This window comes from Williamsia sp. z71 (genome assembly GCF_059553375.1).
In genome coordinates this window covers 39,081-58,787 of the sequence record NZ_JCANWX010000010.1, presented here as the reverse complement: position 1 = coordinate 58,787, position 19,707 = coordinate 39,081, and the positions used below count along the sequence as shown (strand labels likewise).

Genomic DNA, 19,707 nt, shown 5'->3' with positions numbered 1-19,707 from the left:
CCCACCCTAGACCCGACGGCCGAACGCTACTCGGCCACTCGGACCGTCGAGCGAACAACCATCTCCGCGACGTCTTCGTCTGACATCGCACTGCCCGGAATCAGCATGTAGGAGTACACGACCCGAACCATGAACTCCGTTGCGCGTCGCGCGTCGGGGATGAGTGCGGCCTCCAGCTCCGGCTCGGCGGTGAAATTTCCGACACTGTTCGCCACGATGATGTCGACGATGGTGGTGGCCGCATCGCGATCGGGCCCACGGGCGACGATCGTGGCGATGATCTCTTCCGGCTCGTTGCGCAGAACGTACTGCAGCGCTTCGTGTTCCCGGATGTACGCCAGGACGTTGACGATCATCGTGGAGACCTTGGCGGCCGGGTCGGTCTCCGAGGCGATCCATCCCGAGATCAGGTCACCGAGGCTTTCGACCTCACGTTCGACGATCGCCTGAACCAGCTCGTCGCGGCCCCCGAACATCCGGTAGGCGGTCGCTCGGCCGACACCGGCGTGCCGCGCCACAGACGTCAGGCTCAGCGCCCGGGCGCCGAAACGCTCCACGACGGCGATGGCGACGTCGACCATCCGATCTCGATCCATACCCCTGAGATTAGGAGGTCACCGCTGGTTCTGGCGATTGTGGACGGACTCGGCCGCGGCGACGGCTGATCGCCACTCCGGCCAACGCCATCGCGCCACCGACCAGTCCGAGCAGCGTCGGGACCTCACCCAGGAAGATCCAGGACAGGACGATCGCGATCGCGGGCACCGCCAGCGTGGTGGCCGCCATCTTTCCGGCATCGGTCCGTGAGAGGGCATACGCCCAGGTGAGGAATGCGATGGCGGTGGGTCCCACGCCGAGGAAGATCACTCCCGCGATTGCCCCGGTCGAGGCCTCCGACAGTTCGGAAACGGCCTGCGGGGCGAAGGGCAGGGTGGCCAGGAGCCCGGCGACGCATCCCACCCAGGTCGCGGTGACGGCATCGACTGTCCGCAGCGCCACTTTCTGCATGAGCACGCCGATCGCGTAGAGCACGGCGGTGATCAGCCCCAGGATGATCCCGAGCCGGTCGTTGTTGCTGCCTCCGGACCCACCGAGCGCGATCAGGAGCACGCCGGAAAATGCCACCAGGATGCCGATCACCAGTTGCCGCGGAAAGCCCTCGCCCATGAAGAGGCCGGCAAAGACCGCCACCAGGATCGGGGCGAAGTTCACCAGTAGGGCCGCGGTCCCGGCATCGAGATGCTGTTCGGCCCAGTTGAGGAGCACGGTGTAGCCGGCGAACCAGACCAGCCCGTAGCCGATGACCAGCAACAGCGCCTTGCCCCGGGGAAGCGGGCGGCGGTAACGCAGGGCGATGATCACCAGGACAACCGAACCGACACCGAGCCTCGCCACGGTCATCGGGCCCGGGGACAAGCTCTCCCCGACGAACCGGATGACCACAAACGCCGATGCCCAGAGCAGGACGGTCACCGCGGCGGCGACCACCGCCAGGTTGTTCGCCAGTGCTGCCCTCACGACCTGCCTGCCTTCATGACTCCTACTTTCACCCATGCCACCCGTAAGCACAAGTGACTTTTACTTGTTGTCATTTCAGTACAGCTGTACATTGAGGGGATGTTGGACGTCCATCGTTTGCGAATCTTCCGAGCCGTGGTGGCTGCCGGTTCCATCAACGAAGCGGCCACAGCGCTCGGATACACCCCGTCGGCGATCAGTCAGCACCTGACGGCCCTGCAGAAAGAGACCGGCCTGACGCTGATGGAAAAGGATGGCCGGGGCATCAAACCCACTGCGGTCGGGCTGACGGTTGCCGGTGAGGCCGCCAAGGTTCTCGAGCGTCTTGCCGAACTCGAATCCCTCGTCGCCGACCTGCGCTCGGGTCGGGTGGGCAGTCTGTCCGTCAGCTATTTCTCCTCGGCGGGCGCCGCCTGGATCCCCCCGATCATCGCGACGCTCACCCGCGAATACCCCGACCTGCGAGTGGATCTGCGGCTGGTCGAGTTGGCACACGACAATTCGGGTGACCCGGACGTCGAGATCTATGTCGAGGGCGCCGCCTCCACGTCGCTGCGTGGCTACGACGTCGAGCAGCTGCTCGCCGAGCCCTATGTGGTGGTGCTGCGCGACGACCATCCGCTCGCCGGACGCGAACAGATCGACCTCGATACCCTGCGCGACGAGCAGTGGGTCGACAACGACGTCTCCCGCGGGCCGTGCCGACAGGCCCTCCTCGACGCCTGCTCGGTGGTGGGTTTCAGTCCCGGCTTTCACATCGAGACCCACGACTATCCGACCGCGATCAGTTTTGTCGCGGCCGGTGTCGGGGTCACGGTGCTGCCCGCGCTGGGCGCCGGGATATTGCCGCCGGGCGTGGTCAGTCGGCCGCTGATCAACCCGACGCCGATGCGGACCATTTCGGTACGAACGCGTCAGGCCGTCCGCGGCAACCCCGCGGTGCAGCGGATCCTCGAACTTCTACGCGAGCGCGTCGCAACTCCGCTGGCGGCCTGACCCACGCCGGCCCCGAGTGTGGTGAGGTGACTCATGGCCAACAACCAAGTATCCGGTGCGGTGGATCGAGCCACCGACAGCAATCTCTTCGAGCGGGCCGCACGTGGCGGCCACGTCGTCAGCGGGTTATTGCACCTGCTGATCGCCTACATCATCCTGCGGCTGGCGTTCGGGTCCGGCGGCAGCGCCGACCAATCAGGGGCCCTGGGGACGCTGTCCGACAAATCCGGCGGCGCGGTGGTGCTGTGGATCGCCGCCGTGGCCTTCGCCGCCATGGCACTCTGGCGCATCGCCGAGACCATCGTCGGCCAGCATGCCAGCGAACCGGGCAGCGGCGATTCGGGCATGTCCGGGCTCTTCGATCGCGCGAAGTCGGCCGGTGTGGCGGTTGTCTACATCGGGTTCACCATCTCGGCGGTGCAGTTCGCCCGTGGAAGCGGCCAATCGAGCGGCAAACAGAACGCCGGCCTGTCCGCGCGGCTGATGGAGAACACGGCAGGTAAGACTTTGCTCGTGGTGGTCGGACTGATCATCATCGCCATCGGCGGATATCACATCTACAAAGGCGTCACCAAGAACTTCCTCGACGACCTCAAGATTTCCGAAAGCTCCGTCGTCACCCCGCTGGGTGTCGTCGGATACACCGCGAAAGGGCTGGTCCTGGTGGGTGCCGGGATCCTCGTGATCGTCGCGTCGATCAAGTCGGATCCGTCCAAGGCAACCGGGATCGACGGTGCGGTCAAGACCCTCGGCGAGGCACCGTTCGGCCAGTTCCTGTTGGTTGTCGCAGCACTCGGGATCGCCGCATACGGCCTGTACAGCTTCGCGATGGCCCGCTACTCACGCATGTAAACCCAAAAGTGTGCCCTTTTGGCGGCCCCCACCTGGGGTTTTGTTCGCCAAAAGGGCACACTTTCGGTGTCGGGGGGGCGGGTCAGCCCAGCTTGCGCAGGCGGGGTTCGAGATCGTTCTGGAAGTTGGTCAGGAACCGGGCCTGATCGTGGCCGGGGGCATGGAACACCAGGTGGTTCAGGCCCGCATCGGTGTACGCCTTGACCTTCTCGACGGCCTCGTCGGGATCGGAGGCGACGATCCAGCGCTTGGCGACCTGCTCGATGGGCAGCTCGTCGGCAAGGCGCTCCATCTCCGTCGACGAGTTCACACTGTGCTTCTGCTCCGGCGTCAGCGACAACGGCGCCCAGAAGCGGCAGTTCTCCAGTGCCAGTTCGGGATCGGGGTCGTACGAGATCTTGATCTCGATCATCCGGTCGATGTCCTCGAAATTGCGCTCTGCCTTCTCGGCGCCTTCCTTCACCGCCGGGATCAGCTTCTCGGTGTAGAGCTCCATGCCCTTGCCCGAGGTACAGATGAAACCGTCACCGCTGCGACCGGCATAGCGGGCCACCACCGGACCACCGGCGGCGATGTACACCGGCACCGGCTGCTCGGGGATGTCGTACATGTACGCGCCCTGCGTCTTGTAGAACTCGCCGTCGAAGTTGACCTCTTCACCGGTCCACAGCTCACGCATCAACTTGACCGCTTCTCGCAGCCGCGCGAACCGCTCCTTGAACTCGGGCCATTCACCCTGGAATCCCGTGGCGTACTCGTTGAGTGCCTCACCGGTTCCGACACCGAGCATGATGCGCCCCGGATACATGCACGCCATCGAGGCGAACGCCTGGGCGATGACCGCCGGGTTGTACCGGAATGTCGGGGTCATCACCGAGGTACCGATCTGCACCCGGTTGGTGCGCTCACCCACCGCGGCCATCCAGGCCAGCGAGAACGGGGCATGGCCTCCGTTGTGTCGCCACGGCTGGAAATGGTCCGAGACCGCAACCGAATCCATGCCGTGCTCTTCCGCGGCCACCGCGATCTCGACCAACTCACGAGGATTGAATTGTTCCGCCGAAGCCTTGTACCCGAGTCGCAAAACCACCGTGTCTCCCTCGTCACTATGTGCACCTTTGATTCCAGTTGACCACAATGCGTCGGCGGGAGCACTCACAGGCCGATGAGAACAGCACCTCACCAGCGGTTTGACTTCAAGCGAGCTTTAACTTCTACAGTTGACGGCATGAGCATGGAGTCAGTGGCCTGGAGCACGATGTACCGGTCGGCGAACGGGCCCGACCTCGACCGGGAGAGGCAGCGGGGCAACCGAGGCGTCACGGTGCGCCGGATCCTGGCGTTCGCCACGCCACATCGGGGCAAGCTCGCCGTGTTCATGATCCTGAGTGTGGTGGTCGCGGTCCTGACCGTGCTCACGCCGATCCTGGCCGGGCAGGTGGTGAACCAGGTCGTCGACGGGGGTGTCGCGTCGACCGTGGTGTGGCTGTCGGTTCTGATCGCACTGATCGCGCTCGCCGAGGCCGGGGCCGGACTCGTGGTGAGCTGGTTGTCGTCCACCATCGGCGAGGGTCTGATCTACGACCTGCGCCGAGCGGTGTTCGACCACGTCCAGAAGATGCCGGTCGCATTTTTCACCCGGACCCGGACCGGCGCCCTGGTGAGCCGACTCAACAACGATGTCATCGGTGCGCAGCGGGCGTTCTCCGACACGCTTTCGGGGGTGGTGTCCAACATCGTCACGCTGACACTGACGGTTGCCGTGATGCTGACGATCAGCTGGCAGATCACCCTGCTGACACTGATCCTGCTGCCGTTGTTCGTCGTACCCGCCCGGCGCATGGGCAAGCGGATGCAAGCGCTGTCCCGGGAGGCCGCCGAATACAACTCCCTGATGTCCACCCAGATGACCGAGCGGTTCTCGGCCCCGGGCGCGACCCTGGTCAAGCTGTTCGGACGCCCCGACCACGAATCCGACGAGTTCGCCATCCGGGCCGACAAGGTCCGGGCCATCGGCGTCCGCCGCTCACTGGCCCAGAGCATCTTCGTCACCTCGCTGACACTGGTCTCGGCGCTGGCACTGGCACTGGTCTACGGCCTGGGCGGCTACCTCGCGGTCAACGGACATCTGGACGCCGGCGCCGTGGTGTCGTTGGCCCTGCTGCTGACCCGGATGTACGCACCGCTGACCGCACTGGCCAACGCCCGGGTCGAGATCATGAGCGCAGTGGTCAGTTTTGAGCGCGTGTTCGAGGTCATCGATCTGCCGCCGCTGATCACCGACAAGGACGACGCCGTGACCGCCCCGGCCGGACCACAATCGCTGACCTTCGACCACGTCCGTTTCGCGTACCCGTCGGCCGACAAGGTCTCACTGGCCTCGCTCGAAGAGGTCGCGATCCTCGACACCCGTGGCGGCGAAGAGGTCATCCACGATGTGTCGTTCACGGTGCCACCCGGCAAGATGGTCGCCCTCGTCGGCAGTTCCGGCGCCGGGAAGTCAACGGTGGCACAGCTGGCCACGCGACTGTACGACGTCGACGAAGGTTCGATCCTGCTGGGCGGCACAGACATTCGGGACATCGAGAGCGGATCGCTGCATCGCTCGATCGGGCTGGTCACCCAGGACGGACATCTGTTCCACGACACGGTCCGCGCGAATCTGTTGTTCGCCGGCCCCGACGCCACCGAGCAGGACATCTGGGACGCGTTGCGCCGCGCCCGACTCGACGGCTTGGTGGCCGGCCTGGCCGACGGCCTCGACACCGTTGTCGGAGAGCGGGGATACCGCCTTTCCGGCGGTGAGCGGCAGCGCCTGACCATCGCACGATTGCTGCTGGCACAACCGTCCGTGGTGATCCTCGACGAGGCGACCGCTCATCTCGACTCCACCTCGGAAGCCGCGGTGCAGGAAGCACTGGGCGAAGCGCTGGCCGACCGGACATCAGTGGTGATCGCTCACCGACTGTCGACCATCCGGGCGGCCGACGAGATACTCGTCCTGGAAGAGGGCCGCGTGGTCGAACGTGGCACGCACCTCGATCTGCTCGCGCGTGGCGGGCGTTACTCCGAGCTGTATCGAACCCAGTTCTCGGACAACAACTCCGCGCCGGTCAAGTGAATACAGCCACCCCTCAGGGCCGCACACCCGCCTCGGCGAAACCCTTCAGCGCAAACTTGTTGTAGCGGACTGTGACGGGCAGCTTCCGGTAGATCGGATCGATGGCCCGGACGGCAGCACAGAAGCGCCGGTAGTTGCGTTCCTTCCGGTCACTCCACGGCAGGTTCAACTGGCGACGCGAACGCGGCGGCAGTCCCCCGGTGGTGATGAATGCGGCAAACGGATTCACGATCGGTGAGATCAGCTTCCACACAAGCGGATTCATGCCGGGCGGCAACGGATAACCCTTGGTGACGAAACCGACGCCGTAGCGCGCCGTCTTGTGCGGGACGAGGACATCGTCGACCATGTGGTCCCAATACGCCACGAAGTCGGCGTACGTCGCCGGAACGGGCCGTTCACTGACTCCGTAACGGCGATACCAGGTGACCGATTCGGCGTAGATCTGTTCCTTTTCGGCATCACTGAGCTTTTTGATGAAGCGGTCGGTGGCCTGCAGGACGATGTCGACAAACGTCGCATGCGCCCAGTAGTAGGTCTCCGGATCGAGCGCGTGATAGCGCTCGCCATCGGGCATTTTTCCCTTGATGTCGAGGTGGAAATCGCGAACCGTCGGGCCGGCACTCGAACCCTCGGGTGCGTAGACGGTGCCGTAAATCCCCGGTAACGAACGCTTGATGCGGGCAAAGGGATCGGAGAAGAACACCGAATGCTCCAACACGGCCTGGCCGAGTTCGGGCAGCATGTTCTCGAGCACGCCGGGCCGCGGACCCAGCAGTGTGACCCGGTTGTCACCGAAGTAACGCCAGGTCAGAGAGCCCGGGCCCAGTGGTGCGCCAACGATCTCCGGGCGCGCATCATCGGGCTCTGACGTGGCGGCCGCCGTGTCGATTGCGTCGGTCATGAATCCGACGTTAGCAGCGATGGAACAGATTCGGAAGTTTGTGCCAACAGTTGTCAGCTGACACCGCGCAACGGGGCCTGCCCGCCACGCGCGGCCGTTGCGACCGCGTCTTTGGCGAACCGCGCCGCCATCGCGATCGCGCGCAGCGACTCGGGATGGCGCCCCGCGAGCGCCGGGAAGGCGTGAACCTGCCAGGCATAACTGTGCATCTGCGACGTCACGCCGGCTGCGGCCAGCGACTCCACCAGCTCCAGCGCGTCCGGCTCGAGCATCTCGTCCTCGGCAGTGATGACGATGGTCGGCGGGAACGCGTGGTGCGGTACATCCACGATCCGCCTGGCCCCGTCGAGTTCGTGTGGGCCCTTGTCGAATTGCGGTCGCAGTGCGGCCAGTTTTCGGATCGGGAGGTACGCGTCGCTACGACTCGAACGGTCGGGATTCGCGCCGAGGTCGAGGTCGAGCAACGGCGAGAACCCGAGATAGGCCGTGGGGGAGGTCAATCCGTCACGATGGGCAAACTCGACGATCTTGCCTGCCAAGAACCCGCCGGCCGAATCACCCGCAACCACAACGTGTTTGTACCCTAGTTCGACAACGAGTTCGCGATAGGCCTGATAGGCGTCGGCCACGGACGTTCCCACGCCGGCTTCCGGAAGTTGCCGGTACGCAAGCGAATACACCGGCAGGTCAGTGTCCTGACACAGCCGCCCGGCGATCGCCCGATGTGTGGCCAGACCACACACGACCAGGGCCCCACCATGCAGATACAGCACGGCGGCAGTTTCATCACGACCACTCGGGCGGGCCGGCACCGATAATTCCACCGGTCGGCCGGCCAAGGTGATCTGCTCGCGCGCCACAGTTCTTGCCTTCGGTCCGAGGGCGAAGATCTCATCGATGAGGTATAGCGGTCGCAGCCCCAGGGCCCCGATGGGCCAGAGCGCGAGGATCGGCTTCACGAAGAGCCGCGAGCCCATCCAGATCGGGTACGACCGCAGGCTCGGCCGGGCATGTCTAGTCACTGACATCTCGAGTCCCCTTCGCGGCGACCAGGGCAAATCGTTGTGATCAGTGAATTCTAGACAAACCTCTGGCGAAGTTACACCGCCCGCCGAGCAATAGGTCCGACCTGGATATGCCTGGCGACGGGCCGATGTGGTCTCGTTGCATCGTGAGTCCACGACTGGACTGCAACACTTGTTCGGACGAATGTGGACAGAAAGGCCCTTGGTGACAGCTCCGACCCTCGCGCAGTTCAGCAGGTCTGCGCAGGCACCAGCCGCACGGACCCTCATCGATGTACTGACCGAGACCGCGTCGGCACATCCGGATGCGCCGGCCATCGATGACGGCGACACGATTCTGACGTACGCCGAACTGATGGATCTGGTGAACGAAGGTGCGGCCTGGCTCGGGACGCGAGGGATCGGGCGCGGTGATCGTGTCGGAATCCGGATGCCGTCGGGGTCCCGTGAGCTGTACCTGGCAATCCTGTCGACCCTCGCGGCCGGTGCGGCCTATGTGCCGGTCGATGCGGACGATCCACCGGAGCGGGCCACCCTGGTGTTCGGTGAGGCCCGGGTGGCGGCGGTTCTGGGCGCCGACGGCTTGAGGCGGCCCGCCGATCTCGGTCTGTCCGGCGGTGCGGGCGTTGCGAACCCGACCCCGCCGACCATCGGGGACGACGCCTGGATCATCTTCACCTCCGGCTCCACCGGCACGCCGAAAGGTGTGGCCGTCACCCACCGCAACGCGGCGGCGTTCGTCGACGCCGAGGCCATGCTGTTCCTGCAGGACGAACCGCTCGGTCCCGGCGACCGGGTGCTGGCCGGGTTGTCGGTCGCCTTCGACGCGTCCTGCGAGGAGATGTGGCTGGCGTGGCGGCACGGCGCCTGCCTGGTCCCCGCGCCCCGCTCGCTGGTGCGCTCGGGCATGGACCTGGGCCCGTGGCTCGTCCAGCGTGACATCACCGTGGTCTCCACGGTCCCGACGCTGGCCGCCCTCTGGCCCCCGGAAGCCCTCGAAGCGGTCCGGTTGCTGATCTTCGGCGGTGAGGCCTGCCCGCCCGAACTCGGCGAGCGGCTGGCCGTCGACGGACGCGAGGTGTGGAACACCTACGGCCCCACCGAGGCGACCGTGGTGGCGTGCGCCGCCCGGCTCGACGGCAGCCGGCCGGTCCGGATCGGACTGCCGCTGGCCGGCTGGGATCTGGCCGTGGTCGACGGAGAACAGAAACAGGTCGACGTCGGTGAGATCGGCGAGCTGGTGATCGGCGGGGTCGGACTCGCCCGCTATCTGGATCCGGTCAAAGATGCCGAGAAATACTCACCGATGGAGACCCTGGGCTGGGCACGCGCGTACCGCAGCGGCGACCTGGTCCGGTTCGAGCCCGAAGGCCTGGTGTTCATGGGCCGCGCCGACGATCAGGTCAAGGTGGGCGGACGCCGCATCGAACTCGGCGAGGTCGACAACGCCCTGCAACATCTCCCCGGGGTCGCCGGTGCGGCCGCGGCCGTCCGGAAATCGGCGGCCGGCAATTCACTGCTGGTCGGATACCTCGTCTCGACCGACCCTGATTTCGACGTGGCCCGGGCCCGCGATCAGCTCACCGATCGTTTGCCGGCCGCGCTGATCCCGCGCCTGGTGCTGGTCGACGACCTGCCCACCCGGACCTCGGGCAAAGTCGACCGCGACGCACTGCCCTGGCCGCTGCCCTCCGGTGACGGCGAGGCCGCCGGCGGCGACCTCAGTGCGACCGAGGCCTGGCTGGCCGGGCACTGGGCAACGGTGCTCGGCGTCGGTATCACCGACGCGAAGGCCGACTTCTTCTCCGAAGGCGGCGGCTCGCTCGCGGCCGCCCAACTGGTGACCGTTCTGCGCCAGCGATTCCCCACCGTCACCGTCGCCGACCTCTACGACCACCCCCGGCTCGGTTCACTGGCGCAGATGCTCGACGACCTCAACCCGGGCGCGGTGGTCGAACCGCGGATCGTAGAGCCGACCCCGCGCCGAACCGGACTGGCCCAGGTCGCGCTGTCCGTACCGCTGACCACCTTGACCGGTCTGCAATGGGCGACCTGGTTGGCCATCGTGAACAACGTCCTGTCGGCGGCCTTCGATTCGTCCTGGATCCAGCCGCTGAACTGGTGGATCGTTCTGGCCGCCTTCATCATCTTCATCACCCCACTGGGCCGGATGCTCACCGCCGCGGCGGGCATCCGTCTGTTGCTGGTCGGGGTCCGACCCGGGGATCATCCGCGCGGCGGATCGGTCCATCTACGGCTGTGGATCGCCGAACGCCTGACCGAGGCCAGTGGTGCCGCGAATCTGTCCGGAGCCCCCTGGATGATCTATTTCGCCCGTTCGCTCGGCGCCCAGATCGGCCGTGACGTCGACATGCACACGTTGCCGCCGGTGACGGGCATGATCACACTCGGCGACGGCTGCTCGGTGGAGCCGGAGGTCGACCTGTCCGGCTGGTGGATCGACGGGGACGTGGTCCACATCGGCGAGATCGAGATCGGTGCCGGCACCAGTATCGGTTCGCGATCAACGCTGTTGCCGGGAGCGAGAATTGGCGCGGGCGCCGAGATCGCACCGGGTTCGGCCGTGATGGGCCGGGTCAAGGGCGGCCAACGCTGGGCCGGTTCGCCTGCGGTCAAGACCGGTAAGGCCCAGCGCCCCTGGCCGGAGGAACGGCCCGCGAGGCGCAGCTACTGGGTGCCTGTCTTCGGGGTGTCGTCGGTGTTGCTGGCCGGGGTTCCGCTGGTCTCGTTGGCCGCGGGCCTGACGATCATCGGCAGTTGGGCGGGCCGTGCCGACGACCTCGAGTCGGTGACGCTGCGCGCGATGGCACTGCTCCCCGCCGCGACACTGCTGAGCCTGCTGGTGTTCGCCGTGATCACCGTGGTCCTGGTGCGGTTGCTGTCGATCGGAATGCACAAGGGCTATCACCCGGTGCGTTCCCGGGTCGGCTGGCAGGTCTGGGCGACCGAGCGGTTGATGGATTCGGCCCGGACCTTTCTGTTCCCGCTCTATGCCTCGCTGCTGACCCCGGTCTGGTTCCGGATCCTGGGCGCCGACATCGGCAAGGGCACCGAGATCTCCACCGCCCTGGTGATCCCGAAGTTCACCACCGTCGGCGACGGCGCGTTCCTGGCCGACGACACGATGGTCGCGTCGTACGAACTCGGCGGCGGATGGATGCACATCGACGAGGCCAAGATCGGCAAACGTGCCTTCCTCGGTAACTCCGGCATGACCGGCCCCGGCCGCAAGGTCCCGAAGAACTCCTTGGTCGCCGTCCTGTCGGCGACACCGAGCAAGGCGAAATCGGGATCGAGCTGGCTGGGCAGTCCACCGGTTCGTCTGCGGCGGTCCGCGGCCCGCACCGACACGTCCCGGACATTCGATCCCCCCACGAGACTGAAGATCGCCCGCGCGACGGTGGAGACGATGCGACTGATCCCGGTGATGGTCAGCTTCGGCCTGGGATTACTGGTTCTGATCGCCTTGCAGTACGTCGTCGTGGAGACCAACTATTACGTGGCGGCCCTCGTCAGCGGGCTGGTGCTGCTGATTGCCGGCGCCGCCGCCTGCTGCATCGCCGCCGCCGCCAAATGGATTGTCGTCGGCCGCATCCGGGCCACCGAATATCCGTTGTGGAGCTCGTTCGTCTGGCGCAACGAACTCTCGGATGCCTTCGTGGAAACGGTCGCCGCGCCCTGGTTCGCGAACGCGGCGACCGGAACACCCATCCTCAACGTCTGGCTGCGGATGCTCGGCGCCCACATCGGCAAGGGCGTCTGGTGCGAAACCTACTGGCTACCCGAGGCCGATCTGGTGACCCTGGGCGACGGCGCCACCGTGCAACGCGGTTGCGTTGTCCAGACGCACCTCTTCCATGACCGGGTGATGGCCATGGACGAGGTCGTCCTGGGGCCCGGCGCCACACTCGGACCACACTGCGTCGCGCTCCCGGCCTCCGGGCTGGGAGCCGGTGCCACCGTCGGACCCGCCTCACTGGTCATGCGAGGCGATGTGGTCCCCGATTCCACCCGCTGGCAAGGGAATCCGATCGCACCGTGGAACTAGTGCTGCTACACCCGGGTGCGACGTCGGCGGCGGTTCATCAGGTAACCGTCGGCTCCGACACGGCCGGTGTCGGCGAGTCCGACGGCCACCAGTCCGGCGATCAGGGCGAGCGGGAGCTCATACCCGCCGTCGGCGTTCCAGAATCCGTTGTCGATGTGGGCGTAGAAAATTGCGCCGATCATATCGGCGATCAACAACAGCGAGACCAGTGGCGTCAGTACACCCAGGATGAGCAGGATGCCACCACCGAACTCGACCAGCGCGGAGTACCAGGCCGCGGCAGCGGGCGCAGGGATGTCCAGCGACCTGAAGTACGCCTCGGTGGCATCGATTCCGTTGGTGCTCAACTTCTGCCACCCATGGAAGATGAAAATTATGCCCAGGATCACACGTGCGATCAGGGATGCGAAGCTTCTCGATGTAACCATGACTGTAGGTCCTTATCCTCGAAAGAAAGTACGTCGACTTCGCCGGCCGTGTGCCCACGGGTCTTGAGACACCATCGCCAGGGTGGCCATGTAACGTCACGAGCGATCACGAATTGCCGTTGCAACGTCTCAGATGCCCACCCCGGAGCCATTGAACTCGATCGACGATGCAGATCGGAACCGAACAGGAGGATTTGTGCCAGGTAAATGCGGCAGGCGATCCTCACGGTCAGGACAGTCGATATTGGGTGACCCATCTGATGGAATCGACCCGTATCTGCCAGCCAACGGCAATCTCGGATACCGGGTTTCCCGCTATGACCTCGACCTCGAATACAAGGTCGCGACCAATCGGCTCGCCGGTGTCGCCGCCATCACCGCGACCACCGTCAGCAACCTGAGCCGCTTCAGTATCGACCTGTCATCGGCCCTCAAGGTCGAACGCGTCACCGTCAACGGCAAGCGTCCGGCCCGCTACACACACCGCAGTCACAAACTCACCATCACGCTGGCCACCGATCTGCCGGCCGGCGGCGGGATGATCATCGTCATCAAGTACGCCGGCAATCCGAAGCCGATCCGCGGCCAGTGGGGCGAGGTCGGCTGGGAAGAGCTCACCGAGGGTTCGCTGGTCGCCGGCCAGCCCAACGGCGCCGCATCCTGGTTCCCCTGCGACGACCATCCCAGTTCCAAAGCCGCGTACGGGATCTCGATCACCACCGACAGTCCCTTCATGGCGATCGCCAACGGCGTCCTCAAGAGCAAGCGCACCAAGGCCGCTCAGACCACCTGGGTGTACGAGCAGATCGAGCCGATGGCGTCCTACCTGGCCACCGTTCAGATCGGCGCGTACACCCGAAAGACACTCAGCACCAAGCCCGTTCCCATCCACGCGGTGATCCCGCCGCGGCTGCGCAAAGAATTCGACCTCGACTTCGTCAAGCAGCGGTCGATGATGGAGGTGTTCGTCGACCTGTTCGGGCCCTATCCGTTCCCGGAGTACTCGGTGGTGGTCACCGACGACGAACTCGAGATCCCGCTCGAGGCCCAGGGCATGTCGATCTTCGGCGCCAACCACTGCGACGGCTCCGGATCGTCCGAGCGACTGATCGCCCACGAATTGGCTCATCAGTGGTTCGGTAACTCACTGACGCTGAGTCGGTGGAAAGACATCTGGCTACACGAGGGATTCGCCTGCTACAGCGAATGGCTGTGGTCGGAGGCCTCGGGCGGGCTCAGTGCCGAGGCCCAGGCCCGTAAATACTACGGGCGGTTGGCGGCATCCCCCATGGATCTGGTGATCGGCGATCCGGGACCCAAGAACATGTTCGACGACCGGGTCTACAAACGTGGCGCACTGACTCTGCATGCACTGCGAAAACGACTTGGCGACAACAACTTCTTCGATCTTCTCCGGGAGTGGACGAGGGACTACCGCTACAGCTCCGTCACCTCGGCCGACTTCACCGGCCTCGCCGCCAAACACAGCCCGGAGCCGCTGAACGAACTGTGGCAGCGCTGGCTCGACGAGAAGCCGCTGCCGGCGTACCCGGGTGTCTAGATGAGTCGGGTGGCCCTGGCGACCGTGATCGCCGCGGTGTCCGGCTATCTGGTACTGCTCCTCGCGGCCCGCGCCCTCGGTGCCGACGGCTACGCGGCATTCGCGGTGTTCTGGGCCGCGTACGGACTGGTCACCGGGACCCAGAACGGGCAGCTCCAGGAAACGACCCGCGCGATCCGGGGCGCCCGGATCGCGGACGCGGGCGAGAAGGCCGCACGGCTGATGCCGCTCAACGCGGCGGTCGGGATCGGCTTGGCCCTGGTCGTGGCGGCGACGTCGATCGGCTGGGCCGGAGCGGTATTTGAGTGGTACCGCATCGAATCGGTGCTGTTGCTCGCCGCGGGTGTCGCGGCGTTCGGGGTCTACGCCGGTCTCGGCGGTGCCCTGTCCGGACTCGGCAGGTGGGGACCTTTTGCCGCACTGCTCATCGTCGATGCGCTGATCCGCTTGGCACTGACCATCATTGCCGTCATCGCCGGCTGGGGTTTGTTCGCGTTCCTGGTGATGACCGTGGCGGGCACGGTGTCGTCGGCGATTGTCGTCCTGTGCCTGCGGCCGGCCCGGGAGGCACTGGGTGCCCGCGGCGATGTCGCGGTCCGGGAATTGACCCGAAACACCTTCACGGCCATGGCCGCCGCGCTCGCCAGTGCCGCCCTCGTCATGGGTTTCCCGGTGCTGATCAAACTGTCCACCTCCGGCGACCTCGACTCTGTTGCCGGGGCCGTGATCCTGGCGGTGACCCTGACCCGGGCTCCACTGCTGGTGCCACTGAACAGCTTTCAGGGCGTCCTGATCAGCCGGTTCGTCGAGAATCGCCACCGGGTGGTGGCGTCATTGATGACCCCGCTGCTGATCGTGACCGGGGTCGGCGTGATCGGCGCGGCCCTGGCCTGGCTGGTCGGTCCGTGGCTGCTCGAGACCGTCTTCGGCGGCGACTACCGCCTCTCGGGTGTCACCATCGCCGCGCTGACCATTGGCGCGGTGGCGATGGCGGTGCTCACGCTGACCGGTGCGATGGCGCTGGCCGTCGGGCAGCACCGTCTCTACGCGGCCGGCTGGTGGGTGGCCACCGCCGCGAGCGTCGCCCTGCTGTTCGTACCGGCCGACCTCGAGGTGCGGGTCTCGGTCGCCCTCATCGCCGGGCCGTTGATCGGGATGGCCGTGCACCTGTGGGCCGCGCGGTCGGCCTCAGCGGACAACGTGCCGCGCGAGCACGGAGACAACCGGCCACTGCCTGCCGAGTAATGCTGCGGGCACCAGGGTCGCCGCGTTCAACCTGGAGGTCAGGTGGCGGCGCGCGGCACGGGCCGCATCGGGCCAGCCGATCTCCACACACCGCTGTGCCTCGCCCGAAAAGAAGGCGCGTTCCTCGTCGAAACGCCTGCCGTCGACGGCCTGCAGCGAGCTCACCGAGCCGGTGTGCCTGCGGTAGGAGAAGGTGACGCGGTCGGTGAGGACCAGCGCACCGCCCGACCGCGCGATGTCGACCAGCAGGGCCAGGTCGAGCACGATCTCGAGCCCGGGCCGAAAGCCGATCGGTTTGGCCGCCGAGGTCCGCCAGACCAGGGACGGGAAGTACGTCCAGTTGCCGCGGTACAGACTCGCGGCCAGCGCCTCACCCTGTAGGACGGCCGGCGCCTGGGGTGTCATCCGGGCCTTCACCCGGTCACCCAGCGGCTGCACGACGGAGTCGTCGACATCGACGACCTGCACACCGGGTTGGACGACCGCCGCAGCCGGATGCGCCTCGAGTGCGTCCAGCGCCGTGGCCAGATGTTCGGGCGCCATCATGTCGTCGCAGCCCATGAGTGTGAACGCGGGAGCCTCGACGAGGTCGACACAACGCCGGAAGTTTCCGTTGACGCCGAGGTTCACGTCGTTGCGGAGGTGGTGCACCCGGACGTCACCGAGTGATTGCAGCCAGCGAGCGGGCTCGGGGTCGGGGTACTGATCGTCGACCACCACCAGCCGGAAGTCCGTGAAGGTCTGATCCAGCACGCTACGGACCGCGGCTTTCAGTTGATCCACGTCACCGTAGAACGGCAACATGACGTCGACAGCTGGCACGCTCCGCAGCGTACAGCGGCGAGACCGATAGACTGCCTATCGGCCCGACAGCGGTTGGGTTGTCCGGGACCTGTTTCGGTACCTTGTCGATGTGCGCGTGGAGGTGTGATCATCACTGTCTCACCCGCCGGCACCGGCAATTCCGACGTCTGGCTGATCGTTCCGGTGTTCAACGAGGAACCGGTGATCCGATCGGTGATCACCGCGGCGAAGAAGACGTTCCCGAACATCGTCTGCGTCGACGACGGCAGCAAGGACAACTCCGTCTCCGAGATTCGGGCCTCGGGTGCCGATCTCGTCCGTCACCCGGTGAACCTCGGCCAGGGCGCCGCGATCCAGACCGGTGTCGAATATGCGAGGGCGCAGCCCGGAGCCCGATACTTCGTGACGTTCGATGCCGACGGACAGCACCAGGTCGACGATGTGGTCGCCATGCTCGAACAGCTGCGCAACGAGCCACTCGACATCGTGATCGGCACCCGCTTTGCCGAAGACCGCAGCAAGAGCGTCCCGGTGATCAAGCGGATGGCACTGCGCACCATCGTCTTCCTCAGTCCCCGGACCCGCCGGATGGGTCTGACCGACGCCCACAACGGACTGCGCGTCTTCAATTCCACGGTGGCCGGTCAACTCGACCTGATCATGAACGGGATGAGCCACGCGTCGGAGTTCGTCGCGCTCATCGATGAGTACAAGTGGCGGGTGGCCGAACAACCGGTGACCATCCTCTACACCGAGTATTCGATGGCCAAGGGCCAGTCGCTGCTCAACGGTGTCAACATCTTGAGCGACGGCCTGCTCGGTGGCCGGATGAGGCGGTAGCACCCCATGCTGGTCATCCAGATACTTCTGATCCTCGCCGTACTACTGATGGTCGGCTACTTCATCACCCGCCGCGGCAGTGCCCGGGCCTCGGCGTGGGTGAAGCTGATCTTCTTGGCGTTCCTGGCGTTTGGCGTCTACGCGTTGCTGCGGCCGGACGATCTGACGGTGATCGCGGGCTGGGTGGGCGTCGGACGTGGCACCGACCTGGTGTTGTACGGACTGGTGGTCGCATTCGCCTTCACCACGATCAGCACCTACCTGCGGTTCCGGGATATCGAGATCAAATATGCGCGGCTGGCACGTTCGGTGGCGCTGCAGAACGCGGCGAACGAGAACAAACACGAACCGCAGCAGCCCCCCGCCGATCCGGCTCAGTGATGGTGCGGGTGCTCGGCACCCATGACGTCATGAAGGATCCGGTGCACGATGGCGTCGGCCACCACCCGATACTGCACGGAACGACCGGTCTTCGTGGTGGTCACCCAGCCCTGATCCCGTAGCGCCCGCAGGGATTGCGACGCAGCGTTCTCAGTGATCCCCGCCGCCTCGGCGAGTTCGGCCACCACTGCCCCGGGGTGTTCGTGCATGTGGGTGAGCAGGCGCAGCCGGGTGGAATCAGACAGCAGGGCAAACCGTTTGGCCCAGTCGTCGATGTCACCCTTCGGATGGCTCACGATGCTAGGCTACGGCACACATCAAATGTGTCTGTCCAGACACATATCGAGGCGAGGGGTTCCACGGTGTTCGTGCGTCTGGCATTGATTGCAACCGCGGGGACCCTGGTCCTGACCGGGTGTTCGTCACCGTCGGCTGAGGACTCGACCCGCATCGTGCTCGCCGACAGCGGTCCGCTCGGGGGTTACAACCCGGTATCGGGATACGGCGCGCTGGGCATATCACCGCTGTACGAGGGACTACTGAGACCGCAGGCGGATACCGACACCACGCTGCCCGCACTGGTCCCCTCACTCGCCGGCGGCGCCCCAGAACTCGTCGCGCCGCGGCAGTGGCGGCTCACCCTGCGCCCGGATGTCAGTTTCTCCGATGGTTCGGAGTTCGACGCGGCGGATGTGGTCGCGACCTATGACGCGGTACGCAATCCGGTTGTCGCATCCGAGATCTCGGCCGGACTCGAACCCATCGTGGAGGTTGCCGCCGACGGACCGGATGCCGTGACAGTCACCATGAACACCGATTCCGATCCGTCGCCGTACCTCCTGCTCGGTATCGCACCCTCGGAGATGATCGAGAATGCACCGGCCGCCGACTGGGCGCTGAACACCAAACCCGTTGGTACCGGCCCTTATGAGCTCGAAAGCCTGGACGCCGACCAGGCGGTGATGATCGCCCGCTCCGACTACTGGGGGCCGCTACCACAGGTGAGCACACTGGTTTTCACCCACAGCCCCGACGACAACAGCCGGTCCGCGCAGATCTCGACCGGCGAGGTCGATGGCGGTCCCCTGCCCCCCAAGATGCTCGCCGCCCTTGATGGCCGGGACGGCATCGAGACGGTCGGGGTCCGGTCGGCCGACTGGCGGGGGGTGTCGTTTCCCGCAGGCAACACCTTCACGACCGATCCGCGAGCCCGCCTGGCCATGAACCACGGCGTCGACCGCGATGCGATGATCACCGATGTCCTGGCCGGTCACGGCCGGCCGGCCAGCACCCCGGTGGCCGACGTCTACGGGGACGCCTACAACCCGGATGCGGTGTTCGAGCACGACCCGGCACAGGCCGCGGCGATCCTCGACTCCGCCGGCTGGCGAATCGAGACCAACGGGGGCGTCCGCGAAAAGGACGGCGTCCAAGCATCATTCGAGTTGCTGTACAACGCGCAGGACACCCTGCGACGCGATCTTGCCGTCGCGTTTGCCGCCGCCATGCAGCCGCTGGGCATCGAGGTCACACCACGGGGCAGCAGCTGGGACGACATCGAGACCAGAATGGACACTTCGGCGGTCCTGCTCGGCGGCGGAGATACGCCGTACAGCATCGACTCTCAGGTCTACAACACACTCCACACCCGTGTCCCGGACTCGTCGCCCTACTCCAATCCGGGCAACTTCACCGCGCCCGGGCTGGACGAACTCCTGCAGCAGGCCCGCGAATCGCCGACCACACCGGAGAACGACGCCCGGTACCGAGAGATCCAGGCCATCTACATGGCGCAGCCGTCGTCGGTGTTCCTGGCCTTCCTCGACCACACCTACGCATACGGCGACCTCGGCTGGCAGCAGAGCGCACCCATCCTCGAACCACACTCCCATGGCGTGATGTGGGGCCCCTGGTGGAACATCACGGCCTGGAAGCGGTGAACACCGCCAGACGAAGGCTGGTC

At 65.9% G+C, this 19,707-nt stretch carries 17 protein-coding genes; 9 read left to right on the top strand and 8 right to left on the bottom strand.

Annotation, left to right across the window (positions count from 1 at the left end):
- Positions 1-26 precede the first annotated feature (26 nt).
- The gene (locus AC51GR_RS22165; RefSeq protein ID WP_496326817.1) at positions 27-596 is read right to left on the bottom strand and encodes a TetR/AcrR family transcriptional regulator; all 570 of its coding nucleotides are present in this window, start codon (positions 594-596) and stop codon (positions 27-29) included.
- A gap of 10 nt (positions 597-606) precedes the next feature.
- The gene (locus AC51GR_RS22160; RefSeq protein ID WP_496326816.1) at positions 607-1,554 is read right to left on the bottom strand and encodes a DMT family transporter; all 948 of its coding nucleotides are present in this window, start codon (positions 1,552-1,554) and stop codon (positions 607-609) included.
- Between the two features lie 63 nt (positions 1,555-1,617).
- Here AC51GR_RS22160 and AC51GR_RS22155 point away from each other — a divergent pair, with 63 nt between their 5' ends.
- Positions 1,618-2,514: a LysR family transcriptional regulator gene (locus tag AC51GR_RS22155; protein WP_496326815.1), complete on the top strand. Its 897-nt coding sequence runs from the start codon at positions 1,618-1,620 to the stop codon at positions 2,512-2,514.
- Positions 2,515-2,547: 33 nt separating this feature from the next.
- Positions 2,548-3,366, top strand: coding sequence for a DUF1206 domain-containing protein (locus tag AC51GR_RS22150; RefSeq protein WP_496326814.1), 819 nt, complete (start codon positions 2,548-2,550; stop codon positions 3,364-3,366).
- Between the two features lie 82 nt (positions 3,367-3,448).
- Here AC51GR_RS22150 and fgd read toward each other — a convergent pair whose 3' ends face one another.
- Positions 3,449-4,456 (bottom strand): glucose-6-phosphate dehydrogenase (coenzyme-F420), encoded by a 1,008-nt coding sequence (fgd, locus tag AC51GR_RS22145; RefSeq protein WP_496326813.1) that lies wholly within the window; start codon positions 4,454-4,456, stop codon positions 3,449-3,451.
- Between the two features lie 138 nt (positions 4,457-4,594).
- On the opposite strand from fgd, the gene AC51GR_RS22140 reads away from it, so the two are divergent.
- Complete coding sequence (locus AC51GR_RS22140) at positions 4,595-6,487, top strand: ABC transporter ATP-binding protein (protein WP_496326812.1); 1,893 nt, start codon at positions 4,595-4,597, stop codon at positions 6,485-6,487.
- 13 nt (positions 6,488-6,500) lie between these two features.
- Here the strand turns inward: AC51GR_RS22140 and AC51GR_RS22135 are convergent, their stop codons facing one another.
- Together AC51GR_RS22135 and AC51GR_RS22130 are read right to left on the bottom strand one after the other, a co-directional pair.
- A complete protein-coding gene (locus AC51GR_RS22135) occupies positions 6,501-7,391 on the bottom strand; it encodes an oxygenase MpaB family protein (protein ID WP_496326811.1) in 891 nt (296 codons plus the stop codon).
- A gap of 53 nt (positions 7,392-7,444) precedes the next feature.
- The gene (locus AC51GR_RS22130; RefSeq protein WP_496326810.1) at positions 7,445-8,419 is read right to left on the bottom strand and encodes an alpha/beta hydrolase; all 975 of its coding nucleotides are present in this window, start codon (positions 8,417-8,419) and stop codon (positions 7,445-7,447) included.
- A gap of 181 nt (positions 8,420-8,600) precedes the next feature.
- Here AC51GR_RS22130 and AC51GR_RS22125 point away from each other — a divergent pair, with 181 nt between their 5' ends.
- Positions 8,601-12,485, top strand: a complete 3,885-nt coding sequence (locus AC51GR_RS22125) for a Pls/PosA family non-ribosomal peptide synthetase (RefSeq protein WP_496326809.1) — start codon at positions 8,601-8,603, stop codon at positions 12,483-12,485.
- A gap of 5 nt (positions 12,486-12,490) precedes the next feature.
- Here the strand turns inward: AC51GR_RS22125 and AC51GR_RS22120 are convergent, their stop codons facing one another.
- On the bottom strand, positions 12,491-12,913 hold the full coding sequence (locus AC51GR_RS22120; protein WP_496326808.1) for a DoxX family protein: 423 nt from the start codon (positions 12,911-12,913) through the stop codon (positions 12,491-12,493).
- Between the two features lie 196 nt (positions 12,914-13,109).
- Here AC51GR_RS22120 and AC51GR_RS22115 point away from each other — a divergent pair, with 196 nt between their 5' ends.
- On the top strand, positions 13,110-14,474 hold the full coding sequence (locus AC51GR_RS22115; protein WP_496326807.1) for a M1 family metallopeptidase: 1,365 nt from the start codon (positions 13,110-13,112) through the stop codon (positions 14,472-14,474).
- Positions 14,475-15,719, top strand: a complete 1,245-nt coding sequence (locus tag AC51GR_RS22110) for a polysaccharide biosynthesis protein (RefSeq protein ID WP_496326806.1) — start codon at positions 14,475-14,477, stop codon at positions 15,717-15,719. It abuts the gene before it with no gap.
- Here the strand turns inward: AC51GR_RS22110 and AC51GR_RS22105 are convergent.
- Entirely contained in the window at positions 15,663-16,523 is an 861-nt protein-coding gene (locus tag AC51GR_RS22105) for a glycosyltransferase family 2 protein (RefSeq protein WP_496326951.1), read from the bottom strand. The two genes, AC51GR_RS22110 and AC51GR_RS22105, sit on opposite strands and share 57 nt — an antisense overlap.
- 123 nt (positions 16,524-16,646) lie before the next feature.
- On the opposite strand from AC51GR_RS22105, the gene ppgS reads away from it, so the two are divergent.
- Complete coding sequence (gene ppgS / locus AC51GR_RS22100) at positions 16,647-17,363, top strand: polyprenyl-phospho-N-acetylgalactosaminyl synthase PpgS (RefSeq protein WP_496326805.1); 717 nt, start codon at positions 16,647-16,649, stop codon at positions 17,361-17,363.
- Between the two features lie 6 nt (positions 17,364-17,369).
- Positions 17,370-17,744, top strand: coding sequence for a DUF2304 domain-containing protein (locus AC51GR_RS22095; protein ID WP_496326804.1), 375 nt, complete (start codon positions 17,370-17,372; stop codon positions 17,742-17,744).
- On the opposite strand, the gene AC51GR_RS22090 is transcribed toward AC51GR_RS22095, so the two are convergent.
- Positions 17,738-18,040, bottom strand: a complete 303-nt coding sequence (locus AC51GR_RS22090) for an ArsR/SmtB family transcription factor (RefSeq protein WP_496326803.1) — start codon at positions 18,038-18,040, stop codon at positions 17,738-17,740. The two genes, AC51GR_RS22095 and AC51GR_RS22090, sit on opposite strands and share 7 nt — an antisense overlap.
- On the opposite strand from AC51GR_RS22090, the gene AC51GR_RS22085 reads away from it, so the two are divergent.
- Entirely contained in the window at positions 18,032-19,684 is a 1,653-nt protein-coding gene (locus AC51GR_RS22085) for an ABC transporter substrate-binding protein (protein ID WP_496326802.1), read from the top strand. The two genes, AC51GR_RS22090 and AC51GR_RS22085, sit on opposite strands and share 9 nt — an antisense overlap.
- Positions 19,685-19,707 lie beyond the last annotated feature (23 nt).